Source organism: Streptomyces sp. E11-3, assembly GCF_046540415.1.
GTDB lineage: Bacteria > Actinomycetota > Actinomycetes > Streptomycetales > Streptomycetaceae > Streptomyces.
Map to the genome: position 1 here is coordinate 495,245 of NZ_JAZGRL010000002.1, position 16,220 is coordinate 511,464.

Annotated in this window: 14 protein-coding genes; 6 read left to right on the forward strand and 8 right to left on the reverse strand. The window is 69.2% G+C overall.

Features of this window, described 5'->3' with window-relative positions:
* Positions 1 to 85 precede the first annotated feature (85 nt).
* The 6 genes from U9R90_RS21035 to U9R90_RS21060 form a co-directional block, all read right to left on the reverse strand.
* The gene (locus U9R90_RS21035; RefSeq protein ID WP_411058200.1) at positions 86 to 1,669 is read right to left on the reverse strand and encodes an ABC transporter substrate-binding protein; all 1,584 of its coding nucleotides are present in this window, start codon (positions 1,667 to 1,669) and stop codon (positions 86 to 88) included.
* 167 nt (positions 1,670 to 1,836) lie between these two features.
* A complete protein-coding gene (locus U9R90_RS21040) occupies positions 1,837 to 2,592 on the reverse strand; it encodes an SDR family oxidoreductase (RefSeq protein WP_411058201.1) in 756 nt (251 codons plus the stop codon).
* A gap of 43 nt (positions 2,593 to 2,635) precedes the next feature.
* Entirely contained in the window at positions 2,636 to 3,397 is a 762-nt protein-coding gene (fabG, locus tag U9R90_RS21045) for a 3-oxoacyl-ACP reductase FabG (RefSeq protein WP_411058202.1), read from the reverse strand.
* A gap of 150 nt (positions 3,398 to 3,547) precedes the next feature.
* The gene (locus U9R90_RS21050) at positions 3,548 to 3,931 is read right to left on the reverse strand and encodes a DUF3037 domain-containing protein (protein WP_411058203.1); all 384 of its coding nucleotides are present in this window, start codon (positions 3,929 to 3,931) and stop codon (positions 3,548 to 3,550) included.
* A complete protein-coding gene (locus U9R90_RS21055; RefSeq protein ID WP_411058204.1) occupies positions 3,928 to 4,830 on the reverse strand; it encodes a HipA family kinase in 903 nt (300 codons plus the stop codon). The genes U9R90_RS21050 and U9R90_RS21055 overlap by 4 nt, the downstream gene beginning before the upstream one ends.
* A 446-nt stretch (positions 4,831 to 5,276) precedes the next feature.
* Complete coding sequence (locus tag U9R90_RS21060; RefSeq protein WP_411058205.1) at positions 5,277 to 6,044, reverse strand: DeoR/GlpR family DNA-binding transcription regulator; 768 nt, start codon at positions 6,042 to 6,044, stop codon at positions 5,277 to 5,279.
* Positions 6,045 to 6,212: 168 nt separating this feature from the next.
* On the opposite strand from U9R90_RS21060, the gene U9R90_RS21065 reads away from it, so the two are divergent.
* From U9R90_RS21065 to U9R90_RS21090, 6 genes are all read left to right on the forward strand, one after another.
* Positions 6,213 to 7,445: an MFS transporter gene (locus U9R90_RS21065; RefSeq protein WP_411058206.1), complete on the forward strand. Its 1,233-nt coding sequence runs from the start codon at positions 6,213 to 6,215 to the stop codon at positions 7,443 to 7,445.
* Between the two features lie 3 nt (positions 7,446 to 7,448).
* The gene (locus U9R90_RS21070) at positions 7,449 to 8,075 is read left to right on the forward strand and encodes an HAD family hydrolase (protein ID WP_411058207.1); all 627 of its coding nucleotides are present in this window, start codon (positions 7,449 to 7,451) and stop codon (positions 8,073 to 8,075) included.
* Between the two features lie 385 nt (positions 8,076 to 8,460).
* Complete coding sequence (locus U9R90_RS21075; protein WP_411058208.1) at positions 8,461 to 9,729, forward strand: aspartate aminotransferase family protein; 1,269 nt, start codon at positions 8,461 to 8,463, stop codon at positions 9,727 to 9,729.
* The gene (locus tag U9R90_RS21080) at positions 9,726 to 10,697 is read left to right on the forward strand and encodes an inositol monophosphatase family protein (protein WP_411058209.1); all 972 of its coding nucleotides are present in this window, start codon (positions 9,726 to 9,728) and stop codon (positions 10,695 to 10,697) included. The genes U9R90_RS21075 and U9R90_RS21080 overlap by 4 nt, the downstream gene beginning before the upstream one ends.
* Positions 10,694 to 11,731: a zinc-dependent alcohol dehydrogenase gene (locus U9R90_RS21085; RefSeq protein WP_411058210.1), complete on the forward strand. Its 1,038-nt coding sequence runs from the start codon at positions 10,694 to 10,696 to the stop codon at positions 11,729 to 11,731. Before U9R90_RS21080 ends, U9R90_RS21085 begins: the two co-directional genes overlap by 4 nt.
* Positions 11,728 to 13,638: a beta-galactosidase gene (locus U9R90_RS21090; RefSeq protein WP_411058211.1), complete on the forward strand. Its 1,911-nt coding sequence runs from the start codon at positions 11,728 to 11,730 to the stop codon at positions 13,636 to 13,638. The genes U9R90_RS21085 and U9R90_RS21090 overlap by 4 nt, the downstream gene beginning before the upstream one ends.
* Positions 13,639 to 14,045: 407 nt before the next feature.
* On the opposite strand, the gene U9R90_RS21095 is transcribed toward U9R90_RS21090, so the two are convergent.
* The gene (locus tag U9R90_RS21095) at positions 14,046 to 14,753 is read right to left on the reverse strand and encodes a response regulator (RefSeq protein WP_411058212.1); all 708 of its coding nucleotides are present in this window, start codon (positions 14,751 to 14,753) and stop codon (positions 14,046 to 14,048) included.
* Positions 14,750 to 16,060: a sensor histidine kinase gene (locus U9R90_RS21100; RefSeq protein ID WP_411059761.1), complete on the reverse strand. Its 1,311-nt coding sequence runs from the start codon at positions 16,058 to 16,060 to the stop codon at positions 14,750 to 14,752. Before U9R90_RS21100 ends, U9R90_RS21095 begins: the two co-directional genes overlap by 4 nt.
* Positions 16,061 to 16,220: the final 160 nt, after the last annotated feature.

Genomic DNA, 16,220 nt, shown 5'->3' on the forward strand with positions numbered 1-16,220 from the left:
GAACCTACCGTCCGGCACTGACAACGCCCGCTCCGCCGAGTCCGGCCAGGCCACCCGGGCCTAGGGGCGTCTCCCCCTAGCGCCGCTACCAGCTGGTCTTCCGCGTGAGCTCCCACATCATCATGATCGTCGAGGGGTCCAGGGCACGTTCGCCGCCCGCGATCTCCTCGCTCGCCGCGATGTACTGCTTGCCCTGCCACAGCGGCAGCAGCCGTACGTCGTCCACGAGGATCTCCTGCGCCTTCTTGATCTGCCCGGCCACCGCGCCGCGGTCGCTCTCCTGACGGGACTGCGGCAGCAGCTCGTCGGTGATCTTCGGGGCCAGGTACGGCGTGCCGAGGGCGTTGCGCTCGCCGACGAAGGGCGCGATGAAGTTGTCCGGGTCCGGGAAGTCGGGGAACCAGCCACGGCCGAAGACGGGGAAATCGCCGTTGCGGTAGCCCTGCTCGTACGTCTTCCAGAGGTCGTGGCTCTTGAGCGTGACGTCGAACAGCCCCGTCTTCTCGAGCTGCCGCTTGATCTCCTTGAACTCCGGCTCGGTGACGGAGCCGTAGCGGTCGGTGGTGTACCAGAGGGTGAGCGGCACGGTCTCGGTGATGCCCGCGTCGGTCAGGATCTTCCTGGCCTTCGTGGTGCTCGGCTTGCCGTAGTCGTCGAAGAAGCCGGTGGTGTGGCCGGTGACGCCCTGCGGGACCATCGAGTACAGCGGCTCGACGGTGTCCTTGTAGACCTTGTGGGCGATCGCGCCGCGGTCGATGACCTGGGCGACGGCCTTGCGGACCGCCGGGTTCTTCGTCCAGGTCTCCTCGAGGTTGAACACCAGGTAGCGGATCTCCATCCCGGCTCCCTCCAGGAGCTGGAGGCCGTCCTTGGCGTTCTTGCCCTGGAGCTCGACGACGTCCTCGGAGGCCAGACCGCGGTACGTCACGTCGATCTTCTGCTCCTTCAGGGCGTCGACCATGGTGGACGAGTCCTGGAAGTAGCGGATGGTGACGGCGTCGTTCTTGCGGTCGGCGCGCCCCTTGTAGCGCGAGTTCCCGGACAGCTGCGCCGTCTTGCCCTCCTCGTAGGAGTCGAGGACATAGGGCCCGGAGCCGGAGATCCCGCCGTCCTCGCGGAGCTTGTCCGCGGGGTACTCCTTGGGGTTCACCAGGGACAGCGCGGGTGTGGCGAGCACGAACGGGAAGGTCGCGTCGGCCTTCTTGAGGTGGAAGACGACCTCGTGGTCGCCCTTCGTCTCGACCCGGTCCAGGCTACCGAGCAGCCCCTCAGGTCCACCCAGGACCTTGATCTTCCTGATCCGGTCGACGGAGTGCTTCACCGCCGCGGCGTCGAGCTTGTCCCCATTGGAGAAGCTCATGTCCTTGCGGAGCTCACAGCGGTACGTGCGGCTCGACCCGTCGGTGAACTCGCACTCCTTGGCCGCGTCGGGCTCGGGCACCGAGCCGCCGGTCGGGAAGCTCAGCAGGGTCTGGTAGACGTTGCGGAACAGCTCCCAGGAGCCGTCCCAGGCGGCTGCGGGGTCGAGCGTACTCGGAGCACTGGTGGTCCCCACGACAATGCGTTGGTCGTCGTCGGAATCGCCCGAAGAGAGCACTCCGCATCCCATGAGCAGGGATATGGACGCAACTGTCGCAGCTGCCTGCAGACATCGGGTCCGGTTGAACACGCGCACGCTCCTCGATTGGCCACGCCAAAGGTGGCCAGACGATACCGCAGTGCCCCACCGGGTCCGCTGTGCAGGCCCGGCGGGGCACTTGATGTGGGCGAACGTCGCCTACGAGGTGTTCGAGGCGTACGGGGGTTACGGGGGTTACGAGAGGTACAGGGGGTTCGTCAGCCGACGCCCGCATTGAGGAACATGCCGCCATCCACCACGAGTGTCTGCCCGGTGATCCAGTCCGACTGGTCCGAGGTGAGGAACGCGGCGGCGCCCCCGATGTCCGCGGGCACCCCGAGGCGGCCCAGCGGGTAGGCCGCCGCCGCCTCGTCCTCGCGGCCTTCGTAGAGCGCCTGGGCGAACTTGGTCTTCACGACCGCGGGCGCGATGGCGTTGACCCGTACCCCCGGCGCGAACTCGTGCGCCAGCTGCAGCGTCAGGTTCACCATGGCCGCCTTGCTCATGCCGTACGCGCCGATGAAGGGCGAGGCCGAGACACCGGCGATGGAGGCGATGTTGACGATCGCCCCGCCGTGCTCGCTCTGCCAGGCCTTCCAGGTCTGCTGGGCGAAGCCGAGCGCCGAGATCACGTTGGTCTCGTACACCTTGCGCGCGACGTCCAGGTCGAGCTCGGCGATCGGCCCGAAGACCGGGTTCGTACCGGCGTTGTTCACCAGGAAGTCGACCCGTCCGAAGGCCTCCATGGCCTGCTCGACGGCGCGGGCCTGGTGGGCCTCGTCGTGGGCCTTGCCCGCGACGCCGATCACCCGGTCCGCGCCGAGCTTCTCGACGGCCTCCTTGAGCGCGTCCTCGTTGCGCCCGGTGATGCACACCCGGTCACCGCGGGCGACCAGCGCCTCGGCGACGCCGTAGCCGATGCCGCGGCTCGCGCCGGTGACCAGCGCGGCCTTTCCACTGTCCTGCACTGTCATGATCCGTCGTCCTTTACGCGTCAGTGAGTCAGCAAGTCAGCGGTCAGTTGAGCGGGCCACCGGCCACGTACATGACCTGGCCGGAGACGAAGCCGGCCGCCTCGCCGGTGAAGAAGGCGATGGCGTTGGCGATGTCCTCGGGCTTGCCGACGCGCTGGACGGGGATCTGAGTGGCGGCCGCGGCCTGGAAGTCCTCGAAGCCCATGCCGACGCGCTCGGCGGTGGCCTTGGTCATCTCGGTGACGATGAAGCCGGGGGCGACGGAGTTGGCGGTGATGCCGAACTTGCCGAGCTCCTTGGCCAGGGTCTTGGTGAAGCCCTGCAGGCCGGCCTTGGCGGCGGAGTAGTTGGCCTGGCCGCGGTTGCCGAGCGCCGAGGAGCTGGAGAGGTTCACGATCCGGCCGAAGCCCGCGTCCACCATGTGCTTCTGGCAGGCCTTGGCCATCAGGAACGCGCCGCGCAGGTGCACGTTCATGACCGTGTCCCAGTCGGACGCCTCCATCTTGAACAGCAGGTTGTCGCGGAGTACGCCCGCGTTGTTGACCAGGATCGACGGAGCCCCGAGCTCGGCGGCGATCCGCGCGACGGCCGCCTCGACCTGGGCCTCGTCGGAGACGTCGCAGCCGACGGCGAGCGCCTTGCCGCCGGCCGCGGTGATGGTCTCCACGGTGTCCTTGCAGGCTGCCTCGTCAAGGTCGATGACGGCGACGGCGCGGCCCTCGGCGGCCAGTCGTACGGCGGTCGCCGCGCCGATACCTCGCGCGGCGCCCGTCACGACGGCAACGCGCTGCTCGGTGGTGGACATGCTGGTTCTCCTCGCCCTTGGAAACGGCTCTCACGGCACGCCCCGAATGGTGAGCGACCGCTTAGTACCTTCAGCAAGACGTGACGCTAGAAGCCCTGGCACCCGGTGTCAACGGCCCACCGCGTGCCCGCCCCGGGGTCAGGAAACACCTCAGCGCACCAGCAGGTCGAGAAGGCGCTCCACCTCCGCCTCGGGGTCCGCGGTGAGGCCGGTGTGCACGGGGCCCGGCTGGACGACGGTCGAGCGCGGCGCGATCAGCCAGCGAAAGCGCCGCCCGGCGTCGTCGCGGGCGGCCTGTCCCGCCGCCTCACCGCCGTGGCAGACCCCCTCGACGGCGCGCAGCGCGGCCCGCACACCGGCGACGTCCGCGTGCGGGTCGAGGGCCGCCAGCTTGGCCTCGTCGAGGTGGGTGCGGGCGGCCACGAAGGTCTTGGCGCGGCAGTAGACCACCACGCCCGCGTTGAACTGCTCGCCGCGCTCCACTCGCGGTACCACCCGCAGGAGCGCGTACTCGAAGACGTCTCGCTCGCTCACCTGACGCCACCCTTGGTCTCGGCCTTGCTGCCCTCGGCCTTGCTGCTCCCCGCCTCGCTACTCCCAGCCTCGCGCGGGGCGTGCGGCCAGGGGGCCAGATGGTCGGTCAGCCAACCGGGGGCCTGGGACGCGGGGCGCTCGGTGCGCGGCCCCAGGGTGATCCGGCCCTCAAGGCCCGCTACGCGCGCGTGCAGCACGGAGACGTAGGCGCGGCGCAGCTCGTCGGGGTGGTCAAACCCCGGCTCGTCGACCAGCCAGACGTCGGGAACGTCGGCGGCGACCTCGGTGAGCAGATCCTCGGTGACGCGCGGCGCGAGCTCGGCGGCCGCGGCGACGACATCCGGCCCGAAGGGCGCCAGGACGTGGTCGGACGCGTCGTAGGGCTTGGCGGCCGCGGCCTCGGCGGTGCGCCAGTTGTGGTGCCAGATCATGCTGGCGCCGTGGTCGATGAGCCAGGGATCGCCGTGCCAGACCAGCATGTTGGGGTTGCGCCAGGAGCGGTCGACGTTGTTGACCAGCGCGTCGAACCACACGATCCGGCCCGCCTCGTCGGCGGCCACCTCGTAGGCCAGAGGGTCGAAGCCGATCGATCCCGGCAGGTAGTCCATCCCGAGGTTGAGCCCGCCGCTCGCCTTGAGGAGCTCCTGCACCTCCTGGTCGGGCTCGGCGAGTCCGATCACCGGGTCCAGCTGAATCTGCACCAGTTCGGGCACCCGCAGCCCAAGACGGCGCGCGAGCTGTCCGCAGATGACCTCCGCGACGAGGGTCTTGCGCCCCTGTCCGGCTCCGGTGAACTTCATGACATACGTGCCCAGGTCATCGGCCTCGACGATGCCGGGCAGCGATCCGCCCTCACGCAGCGGCGTGACGTAGCGGGTCGCGGTGACTTCTGTCAGCATTTCCCCAGGCTATACGGCCTGACCTCCTGGAAATCCACGGGCCAGGTGGGCGTCGCACAACTTGAGGAATGGTGCCCGGTCAGCCTTGGGGAGAATCTGGGGAGTTGCGACTGGCATGCCGGTCGGCCTGACTCCCGAGCAGTCCGTCCGGGGCGTGTTGGGGAAGTCGGTGGCCTGCCTGGTGGCCGTCCGGGTCATCGACGCGGTCGCCGTTCTCGCTGTCGGCGCCGTAGTACCTGACCCTCGTCGACACGTCTCCCATCCACCCGCGTTACCCACCACGTGGCCACCGCCCACAGGGCAACCGCCGAGTGCGAGTTGACCGAGAGCTACCCGCCGTCACCGTCATGGGCGCCGAGGACTTCCCACGCATCCTCGAACGCGTCCCCGGCACCGTGGCCTTCCCCGGCACCCGTCCGCCCGGCCAATGCCCCAGGGCCTCCGCCTCATTCGTCCGCCGGGCGTACCACCTCTACCCCCTGGTCCCGCAGCTCCTGCACCACCGAGGAGTCGTTGGGGGCGTCCGTGACGATGAGGGCGATCTGTTCCATCGAGCAGATACGACCGAGCGCCGCGCGACCGAGCTTGTCGGCGGTCGCAACCAGGATCACCCTCTGCGCCGCCTTCACGGCGGCACGCTTCACCTGTACGTCGTCCAGGTTGTAGGCGGTGGCGCCCTGAACCGGATCGACGCCGCAGCAGCCCAGGATGAACGTGTCGAAGCACAGGTCCTTGAATGTCTGGACAGGGGTGTGGCCGTAGAAGGAGAGCTCCTCGGGCCGCACCTGCCCGCCCGGCATCAGAAGCTGGACGCCGGAGTGCCCGGAGAGTGCGAAGGCGGCGTGCAGGGAGAGCGGGGTGACAGTCAACTGACGGCCAGCCATGGCCTTGGCGATGGCGACGGCCGTCGTGCCGGTGTCCAGGGCGACCGTCTCGCCGTCAGTCAGCAGCTCGACCACCGTATGGGCAAGCCGCTCCTTGGCCTGCGCCTCGGACATGGCACGGATGGCGTACGGCGGCTCGACACCACCAGGCAGATTGCTGAGCGCGCCTCCTCGCACCCGGCGCAGCGCGCCCCGGGACTCCAGGACCTCCAGGTCCCGGCGAATGGTCATCTCCGACGCCCCGGTGGCCCGGGCCAGCTCGGCTACGGTCGCGCGGTTCTCCTTCATGAGCAGTGCCACCACGAACTTGTGTCTCTCCATCACGTTCATGCGTCTGCTTGTAGCACAGAAAGGTGCGCGAGCGAGCATACGCACATCAGAACTGTTGAAACGAACGGTGATCTTGACTAGTGTTCGGCTTATTGCGTGAAGTCGAGCATGTTTCGAACGTCAGTCATGTTCGTTCAATAGTCAATTGATGAAGCGACGAGGAGAACGATGCCCGCAACCAGTGAGGCCGACCTGCCGGACATGGGAAGGCCGCTCCTCACCACCGTCGCGGTCATCGCCTCGTGCGTGGGATTCGTGGTGATCGGAGCCCTACAGGCGCTCTACGGTCCGGCGATCCCGGCGCTGCGTGACGAGTACGGGCTGAGCCCGGCGGCGGCAGGGCTCAGCCTCAGCGCACACTTCATCGGCGCGCTCCTGGGTGTGCTGGTCTACCACCTCCTCAGGGGCCGTCTGACCAACCGCGTACTGCTCGGCGGCTCCTACCTCCTCATGGCGGTCGGCGCGGCCGGCTTCGCGTTCTCCCCGACCTGGGGCCTCGCCCTGACCGGTACTTTCGTCATCGGTTTGGGTTTCGGCGGCATCGACTACGGCCTGAACCAACTCTTCGCCATCGGCTTCGGCCGCCGCAGCACAGCCATGCTCAACCTGCTCAACGGCCACTTCGGCGTCGGTGCCATCGCCGGCCCGGCCCTGATCGGCTGGCTCGGAGCGGCCAACTATCCGGTGATCTTCATCGGTGTCGGGGTGCTCTGCGTGCTTATCCTGTTCACGCTGGGCGGGGTGGCCGCCAAGGAGCCCGAGCCCGCCGCGGTGGAAGGCGCTTCGGCGGGCGGGGCCCGAGTCCTTCCGATCATCGCCGTGTTCATCGGCATCTACGTGCTGCACGTGGCCATCGAGACCGGGGTCGGCGGCTGGGAACCCACGCACCTCGAAGCGGTGGGTTACGGCGCCGCCACCGCCGCCACGGCGACGTCGGCGTACTGGGCCGCCATGACGCTCGGCCGGTTCATCGCCGCCCCGCTCAGTCTGCGCTTCTCGGCACCGGCGATCCTGATCGTCTGCTGCGTCGGCATGGCGGGCTTCCTGCTCCTGGCGACCGTCCCGGCGTTCGCGCCGTACGCCTACTTCGGCGTCGGCCTGATGATCGCGCCCATCTTCCCCACCTGTCTGCCCTGGCTGAACCGCGCCGTGCCCAGCGTGGCGGCCGCTGGCGCCTATGTGATCGCCGCCTCGATGATCGGCGGCGTGGCCTTCCCGCCGCTGCTCGGCGGGGTGATCGACACGGTGGACGTCAAGGCGCTGCCGCTGGTGCTGTTCGGGCTCGCCGTGGCCTGCGCGCTACTGAGCCTGTGGCTGCGCAAGAACGCACCCGATCCCGACGGTGTCCGCCGCCCACGCGAGGCGGAGCGCGCGGACGCCGTCACAACCCAAGGAACCTGAGGCATGAAAGCCGTTCTCTTCGACATGTTCGGCGTCATAGCGCGCGTCCAGTCACCCGAGTCCCAAGCCGTGATGGAACGCACGGCAGGCGGTGAACGGGACCGGTTCTGGGAGGCGTACTGGTCCCAGCGCACCCCCTACGACCGCGGCGACGTAGCCGGTCCCGCGTACTGGAAGGGAGTCTGCGCCGCGCTGGGAATCCCGTACGACGCGGGCCTGGTCGACGACCTGATCGCCGCCGACCTCGCCAGTTGGAGTGAGGTCGACCAGCGCAGCGTCGACCTGCTCCGCACCCTCGCCGGCCGCGGAATCACCTGCGGTCTGCTCTCCAACATCCCCGAGGAACTGGCCGTCCGGTACGAGGCCAGCCAGCCCTGGCTGGAGCACTTCTCGGTGGTCGGCTTCTCCTGCCGGATCGGCAGCGCCAAGCCCGAACCAGCCGCCTACCAGTGGTGCGTCAGGGAACTGGGACTGCCCCCTGAGGAGATCCTGTTCGTCGACGACCGGGCCGAGAACGTCCGGGCCGCACAAGAACTGGGTCTCCAGGGGCACATGTTCACCTCCCCCGCCGAACTTCAGACCGCGCTGTCTATCGCGCTGCCTACCGCGCCGGAGGATGCGCCACGGTGACGGCGACGGCGTTACTCTTCGCGCTCCACTCCGCCGGGACGCGCCCGTGGCCGGGCCTCGGCGGCCGTCGCCGATTCCCGTGCGTATTCGGCCTCGGCTATGGCTTTTTCGGTTGGCCATTCCCGTCTGGCGCGAACGGAGCCGAGACACTCCGCGAGCTTCGGCAAAACTAGATGCATTGGCCCAACACATCTCTTGTCAAGATCGGTCCGAATATGTTCGTATGAGTGAGCAGGCGTCACCGATAAACGCCCCAGCACATCGAGGGGGGAAACTGGACCGCCCGCATCTGGCATCAAGCCACTTCCCTTCCTTTCTCTTCGGGCGTGACCTGTGTCGCCTTCCGTTCATATCTCGACGTTTTACGTGACCGCATGAGGGACCGATGGATACCAAAGATATTACCGACCACATCTATTACCCCGTCAGCGACCGCAAGATGGACCGCGGTGAGGGCGTCTACCTCTACGACGAAGACGGCAAGCGCTACCTCGACTGCGCATCGGCGACCTTCAATCTGAGCCTCGGATACTCCCACCCGGCCGTCATCGCCGCCATGAAGGACCAGCTCGACAAGGTGGTCCACCTGACCTCCTCGTACCAGAGCGAACCCATCAACGGCTTGGTCCAGCGGCTGGTAGAGGTCTCCCCCGGGAGCCTGACCAAGGTGCACCCCAAGGTGTCCGGCGGCTCGGCCGCCAACGAGGGCGCCATCAAGATGGCCCAGATGGCGACCGGCAAGTCGGAGGTCATCACGCTGTTCCGCAGCCATGTCGGACAGACGATGATGATGACCTCGATGTCGGGCAACTCCTTCCGCCGCGAGCCGTTCCCCAACCTCTTCCCCGGCAGCCTCCAGGTGCCCGACCCGTACTGCTTCCGCTGCTTCTACGGGCAGCAGAAGGAGACCTGCGGGACGATGTGCGTGGACCGCCTTGAGGACTTCGTCGACTACGCGAGCTCGGGCCGCGTCGCCGCCGTCCTCATCGAGCCGATTTCCGGTAACGGTGGCAATATCGTGCCGCCCGACGGCTATATGCAAAAGCTCCGGGCCTTCTGCGACGAGCAGAACATCGCGCTCATTTTCGACGAGATTCAGACAGGCATCGGCCGCACCGGCCACATGTTCGCCGCCCAGCACTTCGACGTCGAGCCTGATGCCATCACCACGGCGAAGGGGCTCGGCGGATCGGGTGCCCAGGTCGCCGCGATCATTACCAACGAACGGCTCGCCGGCCTCCCCGCGAACCACCACTCCTTTACGTACGGGTCAAACCTCCTCGCCGCCGCTGCGGCCAATGTCACCCTCGACATCGTGCGTCGGCCGGAGTTCTTAGCCAACGTGACCCGAACCGGCGACTACATCATGGAACGCCTGGACGACATGAAGCGCCGCTATCCGGCCATCGTGGATGTCCGCGGCGTCGGCCTCATGATCGGGTTCGAGATCGCCGAGCCGGACGGCAAGCCGGCCGTGAAGCTCACCAACCACCTGGCCGAGAAGGCCATGGAGCACGGCCTGATCCTGCGCACCTCACGCTACGGCTACGGCAACGTCCTCAAGATCCGTCCGCCGCTGATCCTCACCATGGACCAGGCCAAGGAGATCTGCGACAAACTGGAGAACCTCTTCCTGGAGGAGCTGGCCCGATGAGCGCACCGAACCCGATGAAGCAGCTCCTCACCTCACTCGGTGAGCACGTCCGCACCGAGCTGCTGGCCTACGCGGACCACGGCCAGGACCGCCAGGTCCACGGCGACTCGCCCGGCGGTGACGCCCAGTTCGACGTCGACGAGGTGGCGGAGAAGGCCGTACTCGACTACCTGCGCGCCCACGCGGACGTCCCCCTGGCCCTGTACACCGAGGACGGGTCCTACGTCGAGCTCGCGCCCGAGCCGCAGCTCCTGCTCGTCGTCGACCCGATCGACGGCACCCGCCCCACTTCGGCCGGGCTGGAGATGGGCATGGTGTCCATCGCCGCCGCCCCCTACGGCGACGGTGCGCCCACCCTCGCCGACGTCAACGCCGCGTGTCTGGTGGAGATCAAGAGCGGGGCGTGGATCTACGGAGACGACACGGAGGGACTCACCAGCAGTGGGTTCACCACTGCGGTCCCCCGTCTGAGCCGCAACACGGACCTGACCCGGATGTTCTGGTCGATCGAGTTCAACGGCCACCCCATGCGCCTGATGACCGAGGCTTACGACCATCTCGTGAACCAGTCGGCCAACACCGGCGGCATCTTCGTCTTCAACAGCAGCACCTTCTCCATCTCCCGCATCATCACCGGCCAGCTCGATGCCTACGCCGACATCGGCAACCGCGTCCTGCGTGACCACCCGGACACCGAGGAGCAGTTCCTGAGCGTGGGGCGCGGTTCGATCCTGCACCTGTTCCCCTACGACATCGCCGCCGCCGTCTACCTCGCCCGGCTGGCCGACGTCGTCATCACCGACGCGTACGGCGACGACCTCGGCACCACCTCCCTCGTCGACCTCGGCCCCATGAACCAGAAGTCGTGCATCGCCGCGGCCACCCCCGAGCTCCACAAGCAGCTCCTCGACTCGATTCGCTGGGACCTCGGCCGGGGCACCACCGCGACCGCAACGGAGGCATCGTGAAAGCCCTGACGCTCTCTGCCGACCGCATGCTCGCCCTCGTCGAGCACCCCAAGCCCGAGCCCCGCGCCGCCGACGACGTCATCATCCGCGTCACGCAGAGCGGGATCTGCGGCACCGACCGCAGTGTGCTCGTCGGCAAGTTCCCTGCCGAGACCGGCGTGGTGATGGGACACGAGGCCGTAGGCGTCGTCGACGCCGTCGGCACCGGTGTCACCCGCTTCGCCGTCGGCGACCGGGTCATCGTCAACCCCACGCTGTACTGCGGGAACTGCCCCGCCTGCCTGAAAGGCCACTGGAACTTCTGCGGCCGCAAGGCCGGCACCGAGGTCGGCCTGGACTACGACGGCTCCTTCGCCGAGTTCATCCGCCTCCCCGAGCTCTTCTGCCACGCCATACCCGACGGCATGAGCTTCGACCGCGCCGTGGTCGTCGAACCGCTCGCCTGCGCTCTCAACAACATCGAGGCCGGCCGGCTGACCGCGGGCGAGACCGTGGTCGTCGTCGGCGGCGGCCCCATGGGCGTGGTGACCGCCATGGCCGCTCAGCTGTACGGGGCCCGGGTGCTGCTCGTCGAGCCGGACCCGGTCCGCCGGGAGCTGGGCCGCCAGGTGTTCGAAGCCCCCGAGTTCGGGGACCGCGTCACCCTTCACACCCCGGACGATCCCCTCCTCACCGAGAACGGCGACCTGGTCGTCGACTCCGTCGGCAACCTCCTGGAGCAGAGCATCGGCTACGCGGCGCTGCGCGGGCGCGTCGTCGTCATGGGCTTCAACAGCAACGCCACCGCCACCGTGCGCCCGCTGACCCTCCTTCAGCGCGGACTCCAGATCATCGGCGCCGGGGACTACAACAGCATGATCTTCCCCAAGGCCGTGGAACTGGCCCGGCGGCTTCCGCTGGAGCGGGTGGTCACGCACCGGTTCGACCTCGCCGACCACGAAGAGGCGTTCAAGGCCCTCGCCGCCGTCCCCGGCGCCGAGTACGCCGCGCTGAAGGTCGTTCTCGTACCCCCGCGCTCGGGGGCGGACGTATGAACCATTCCCCGTACACCAGCCTGGCGCGGACACTGATCCCCGGTACGTCCCGTCCCGTGGTCGTCGGCGAGTATCCGTACTACCGCGCGGACCCGGCCAACTGGGCGTCGAATTTACGGGAGTTACGCCGACTCGGGGTCGACGTGGTCTCCTGCTACCTCCCCTGGCGCTTCCACGAGACCGGCCAGGGCTCGGGGCGTTCCTTCGACTTCACGGGCAAGACCGATTCCCAGCGCGATGTGGTCGGGCTGCTGGAGCTGGCCGCCCGGGCCGGTCTGGGCGTCCTCCTCAAGCCCGGCCCCTTCATCCACGCCGAAGTCCAGCTCGGCGGACTGCCCGACCGGTTGTGCGAGCCCCCGTACACCGCGTACCGGGGTCTGGACGGCAGCCTGCTCACCTCCCAGGGCAAACCGCTGCCGAGCCTGCTCGACCCGGAGGTACGGCAGGAGACCGAGACCTGGCTGCGCGCCGTAGCCGACGAGGTCGTGGCTGAGGCCGCCGCACCCCGCGGCCCTGTTGTCGCCCTTCAGCTCGGCAACGAGGGTACCGCCGGAGACGCCCACCTTCCCGTGGACGCCCAGGACGCCTCACCGGCCGCCCGCGAGGCCTTCGCCCGCTGGCTCACCGGACGTGGCCTGCCCGACGAGGCCGCACGCGCCACCGAGGACGTCGGCCGGTGGAGCAGCGCCCAGCGTGTGCTGTGGTCCCAGTGGTGCGGCCACGCCATCGTCGGGATGTGGGACAGCATGTCCGCTCTGTTCCCCGAGGGCCCCGCCCGGCTGGCCAACGTACCGCTCGCCGGGCTCTCGGCACCCGGCGCGGCGCTCGACGCCTGGGCCGCCCGGCAGCGCGCCATCCAGAGTTCCGGGCATCTGATCGGCCACACCGAGTGGGTCGGCAACCCGGCCCGCGACACGACCGCCTTCGGCTCCCATCTGACCGGGATCCTGCTCGGCGGCACGGACGTGGTCGAGGCCAACTGGGGGTTCACCTGGACCGACACCTCCTTCGCCCGGCCGGGCACCCCGGTGTTCAACGCTCTACTTGCGCTGCTCCTGGGCTCCAGCACCGTCAGCGTCTACACCGCCTGCGCGACGGCCAACTGGGGCTCCCTGGTGGACATGGACCCCGACGGGCTGCGTGCCGACGGCGTGGACCCGGCCCTCCACGCCCCGCCGTACAGCCCGGGGGCGCCGCTGGCCGAAGGCGGCACCCACCAAGCCAACGCGGAAGGTCTGCGGCTGCTGGCCGCGTTCCTCGACCGCTTCGGCGACCTGCTGCTCGCAAGCGCCCTCGACCGCGACGCGGTGGTCCTCATCGACCGGGCGCTGCCCGAGGCCGGCGCCTGGCTACGCACCGGTTGTACGGTTCTCGCGGAACTCGCCGACGCCGTGCAGCGGCAACTGGCCGACTCCGGCCGGCTCATCGGCCTGGGCTGGCTGGATGAACGGCTCGCCACGGTCCCGGGCAACGGTTCGGTGCCCGTCGCGGTGCTGCGCGCCGGTCACTCCGAGGGCGCGGAGGCCGCGGACGAGCTGACGGTTCCGGCCGGAGCCCCGGCAGACGGGGCGGTCGCGGACTTCGTCGCCTCCTTCACCGCAGGGCTCCCGGCGCCAGCAGGGCCGCGCTGGACGACGGCGCATCGCCGGGCACGCGTCCTGAGCCGTACCGGCCCCGGAGGCGTCCGCTTCATCGGCGCCTTCAACCCCACCGATGGTGACGACCGGATCACTGGCGGCGACGGCGCCTGGACGCTGGACCTGCCCGCGGGCTCCGCCGCCGTGGCCGTCACCCGCGACGGCGCGCTCCTGGGGTGGTTGGCCACCCCGGAGGCGCCGTCCACCAGCCCCGTCGCCCTCACCTGGGGCGGCGGCGAGGCCGACGCGCAACGCGTCCTGGCCTCCTGAGAACGCGGGTGGCGGGAGCGCGTACCTGACAGCGCGCCCTCCCGCCACCCGTCCCCTCGCCCTCCTGCGTCCCGCGGACCAGTTGCCCGCCGGGAACCCTCCCCCACGGCCCTGCACTCCCGAAGCTACGGCGAAGTGACAACTAGCTCTCTGTAGCGGATCAAGGATGCGTCTGTCCGGGATTTCGACCTCTTCATCTCTTGAGCTGTGAAGCTCCGTCACGTTGGTCGTGTCACGACGACGGGAGGGAGCCCGGGGTGCGCCAGGAGCGGGAGCCGGAGGACCTGATCGAGGTCTGGACGCTGCTGAAGAGGGCTCCGCGCGGCTGTACCGGCTGGCCGCCGGAGAAGACCAGTCCTGGCCACACCTGAGGCCGGTGCTGTCCACGAATACGGTCGACTGGGAGTTCATCCGCCAGAAGTACGACCAGACGACTGCTGGGCGGCCTCGTCTGCGCCGACGCTTACCAGACCCGTCTCATAGGCGACGATGACAGCCTGGACACGGTCACGGAGTCCGAGCTTGGCGAGGATGCGGGCGACGTGCGTCTTGACGGTCGCCTCGGCCAGGTGGAGGCGGGTGGCGAGTTCGGCGTTGCTCAGTCCTCGGGCCAGCAGGGAGAGGACCTCCAGTTCGCGCGGGGTGAGCGAGGCGAGGTCGCGGTGGGGGGCGGAGGTGTCGCTGCCGCGCTGGGTGAACCGCTGCACGAGGCGGCGGGTGATGGCGGGCGCGAGGAGAGCGTCGCCGGTACGGACCGTGCGGACGGCCGCGGTCAGATGCTCGGGGGTGACGTCCTTGAGGAGGAAGCCGCTGGCCCCGGCGGACAGTGCCGCGTAGACGTATCGGTCGAGGTCGAAGGTGGTCAGGACGATGACGCGGGGTTTGTTGGGGGTGCCCGTGAGGATGCGGCCGGTGGCCTCCAGGCCGTCCATCTCGGGCATCCGGACGTCCATCAGGACCACGTCGGGACGTGTGCGGCGGACCGCTTCAACCGCTTCGGTTCCGTTGGTCGCCTCGGCGACGACGTCGATGCCGTCGGCGCCGAGGATCAACCGGAATCCGGTGCGGACCAGGGTCTGGTCGTCGGCGAGGAGCACACGCAGCGGCTCAGTCACGGTGTCTCCAAGGGGATCAGGGCCTCCACACGGTAGCCGCCGGTCAGGCGTCGGCCGGTGTTCAGGCTTCCGTCGTACACGGCGAGGCGCTCGCGCAGGCCGATCAGGCCCCGGCTGTTCCCGGCAGCCGCGCCCGCGCCTGGGTGTCCACCGGTGTCGGTGACTTCCACCCGGAGCCGTTCCGGGCCGTATTCGACGGTCACGGCGGCGGTGGCGCCGGACGCGTGCTTCACCGTGTTGGTCAGGGCTTCCTGGACCACGCGGTAGGCGGCGAGTTCGACGCCGGGCGGCAGAGGACACGGCGGGCCGGTCACGGTCAGGTCGACCGGCAGTCCGGTGTCCCGGACCCGTCCGACCAGCGTTTCAAGCTGGTCCAGGCCGGGCTGCGGGGCCAGCTCCGCAGCCGTATCGGCCAGGTCTGCACCTCTGTCCGTCCCCTCGCCCTCGTCGGCCATGGTGAGCAGTCCCATGACGTGCCGCAGCTCGGTCATGGCCGCCCGCCCGCCCGCCTCGACGGCGAGCAGCGCCTCGCCGGCCTGCTCGGGGGCAGTCTTCATGATCTTGCGGGCGGCGCCCGCCTGGATGACCATCACGCTGACGTTGTGCGTGACGACGTCGTGCAATTCGCGAGCGATCCTCGCGCGCTCGTGCTCGACCGCCCGGCGCAGTGCCTCGGCCTGTTCGCGTTCCAGATTGGAGAGCCGGGTGCGGCCTTCGTCGGTCCGGAGTTTCCAGGTGCGCAGCCCGAGGGCGGCTCCTGCCATCGGGACCAGGATCAGCAGGGCGATGTACTCGTTGGGGATGATCGGTGTCACCGAGTTCCCCGAGGTGCCGACCAGGAGGACCGACACCGGCAGCGCCGCCAGGGTCGCCACCCGGTAGGGGCTGTGGACCGCGGCGCTGTAGACGGCGATCACGAACGCGTAGAAGGTCAGCCGCATGACGCTCTGCGGTGTCGCCAGTACCGCGGCCGTCACGACGCACAGCACGGCGAGCGGGAAGCGGCGGCGGAGCGCCAGGGCGCCCGAGGCGACAACCGCGAGGGTCACCATGAAGGCCATGCCGCCCGGGCCTGCCGGGCGCGGCACGACGTGCTCCACACCGGGAGCGATCTCCCGCACCACGACGTTGTCCGTGTTGTCGATGCCGTAATAGACCGTGGTGATGCCGAGCGCCAGCGCCACCAGCACGTCGAACTGCCAGGCGCGACGGCTGAGCCGCAGCGGCGGACCGGTCGGGCGTCCGCCGTCGCGGACCACCTCGCGGACCGCGGCCCGCAGCCGCTCCAGCATCGTACGTACGTTCATCACCGGCTTATTGTCGCCGCCGCCTGGGCCCCAGGAATCCGCCTCAACGGCCGTTCCCGGCGCCCGGTGTACATCGGGCGTCTACATCGCAGGGATGACGTTCCGGCAGGTGATCCCGACGCGGTACGGCAAAGGGTCCGGGCGGGCGACGCGCGGCGGC

Excerpts from the sequence above, each read along its gene's own strand:
- U9R90_RS21090 (WP_411058211.1), top strand. The coding sequence starts at position 11,728 with ATGAACCATTCCCCGTACACCAGCCTGGCGCGGACACTGATCCCCGGT.
- U9R90_RS21060 (WP_411058205.1), bottom strand. The coding sequence starts at position 6,044 with ATGAACGTGATGGAGAGACACAAGTTCGTGGTGGCACTGCTCATGAAG.
- U9R90_RS21080 (WP_411058209.1), top strand. The coding sequence starts at position 9,726 with ATGAGCGCACCGAACCCGATGAAGCAGCTCCTCACCTCACTCGGTGAG.
- U9R90_RS21100 (WP_411059761.1), bottom strand. The coding sequence starts at position 16,060 with ATGAACGTACGTACGATGCTGGAGCGGCTGCGGGCCGCGGTCCGCGAG.
- U9R90_RS21055 (WP_411058204.1), bottom strand. The coding sequence starts at position 4,830 with ATGCTGACAGAAGTCACCGCGACCCGCTACGTCACGCCGCTGCGTGAG.
- U9R90_RS21065 (WP_411058206.1), top strand. The coding sequence starts at position 6,213 with ATGCCCGCAACCAGTGAGGCCGACCTGCCGGACATGGGAAGGCCGCTC.
- U9R90_RS21070 (WP_411058207.1), top strand. The coding sequence starts at position 7,449 with ATGAAAGCCGTTCTCTTCGACATGTTCGGCGTCATAGCGCGCGTCCAG.
- U9R90_RS21040 (WP_411058201.1), bottom strand. The coding sequence starts at position 2,592 with ATGACAGTGCAGGACAGTGGAAAGGCCGCGCTGGTCACCGGCGCGAGC.
- fabG (WP_411058202.1), bottom strand. The coding sequence starts at position 3,397 with ATGTCCACCACCGAGCAGCGCGTTGCCGTCGTGACGGGCGCCGCGCGA.
- U9R90_RS21075 (WP_411058208.1), top strand. The coding sequence starts at position 8,461 with ATGGATACCAAAGATATTACCGACCACATCTATTACCCCGTCAGCGAC.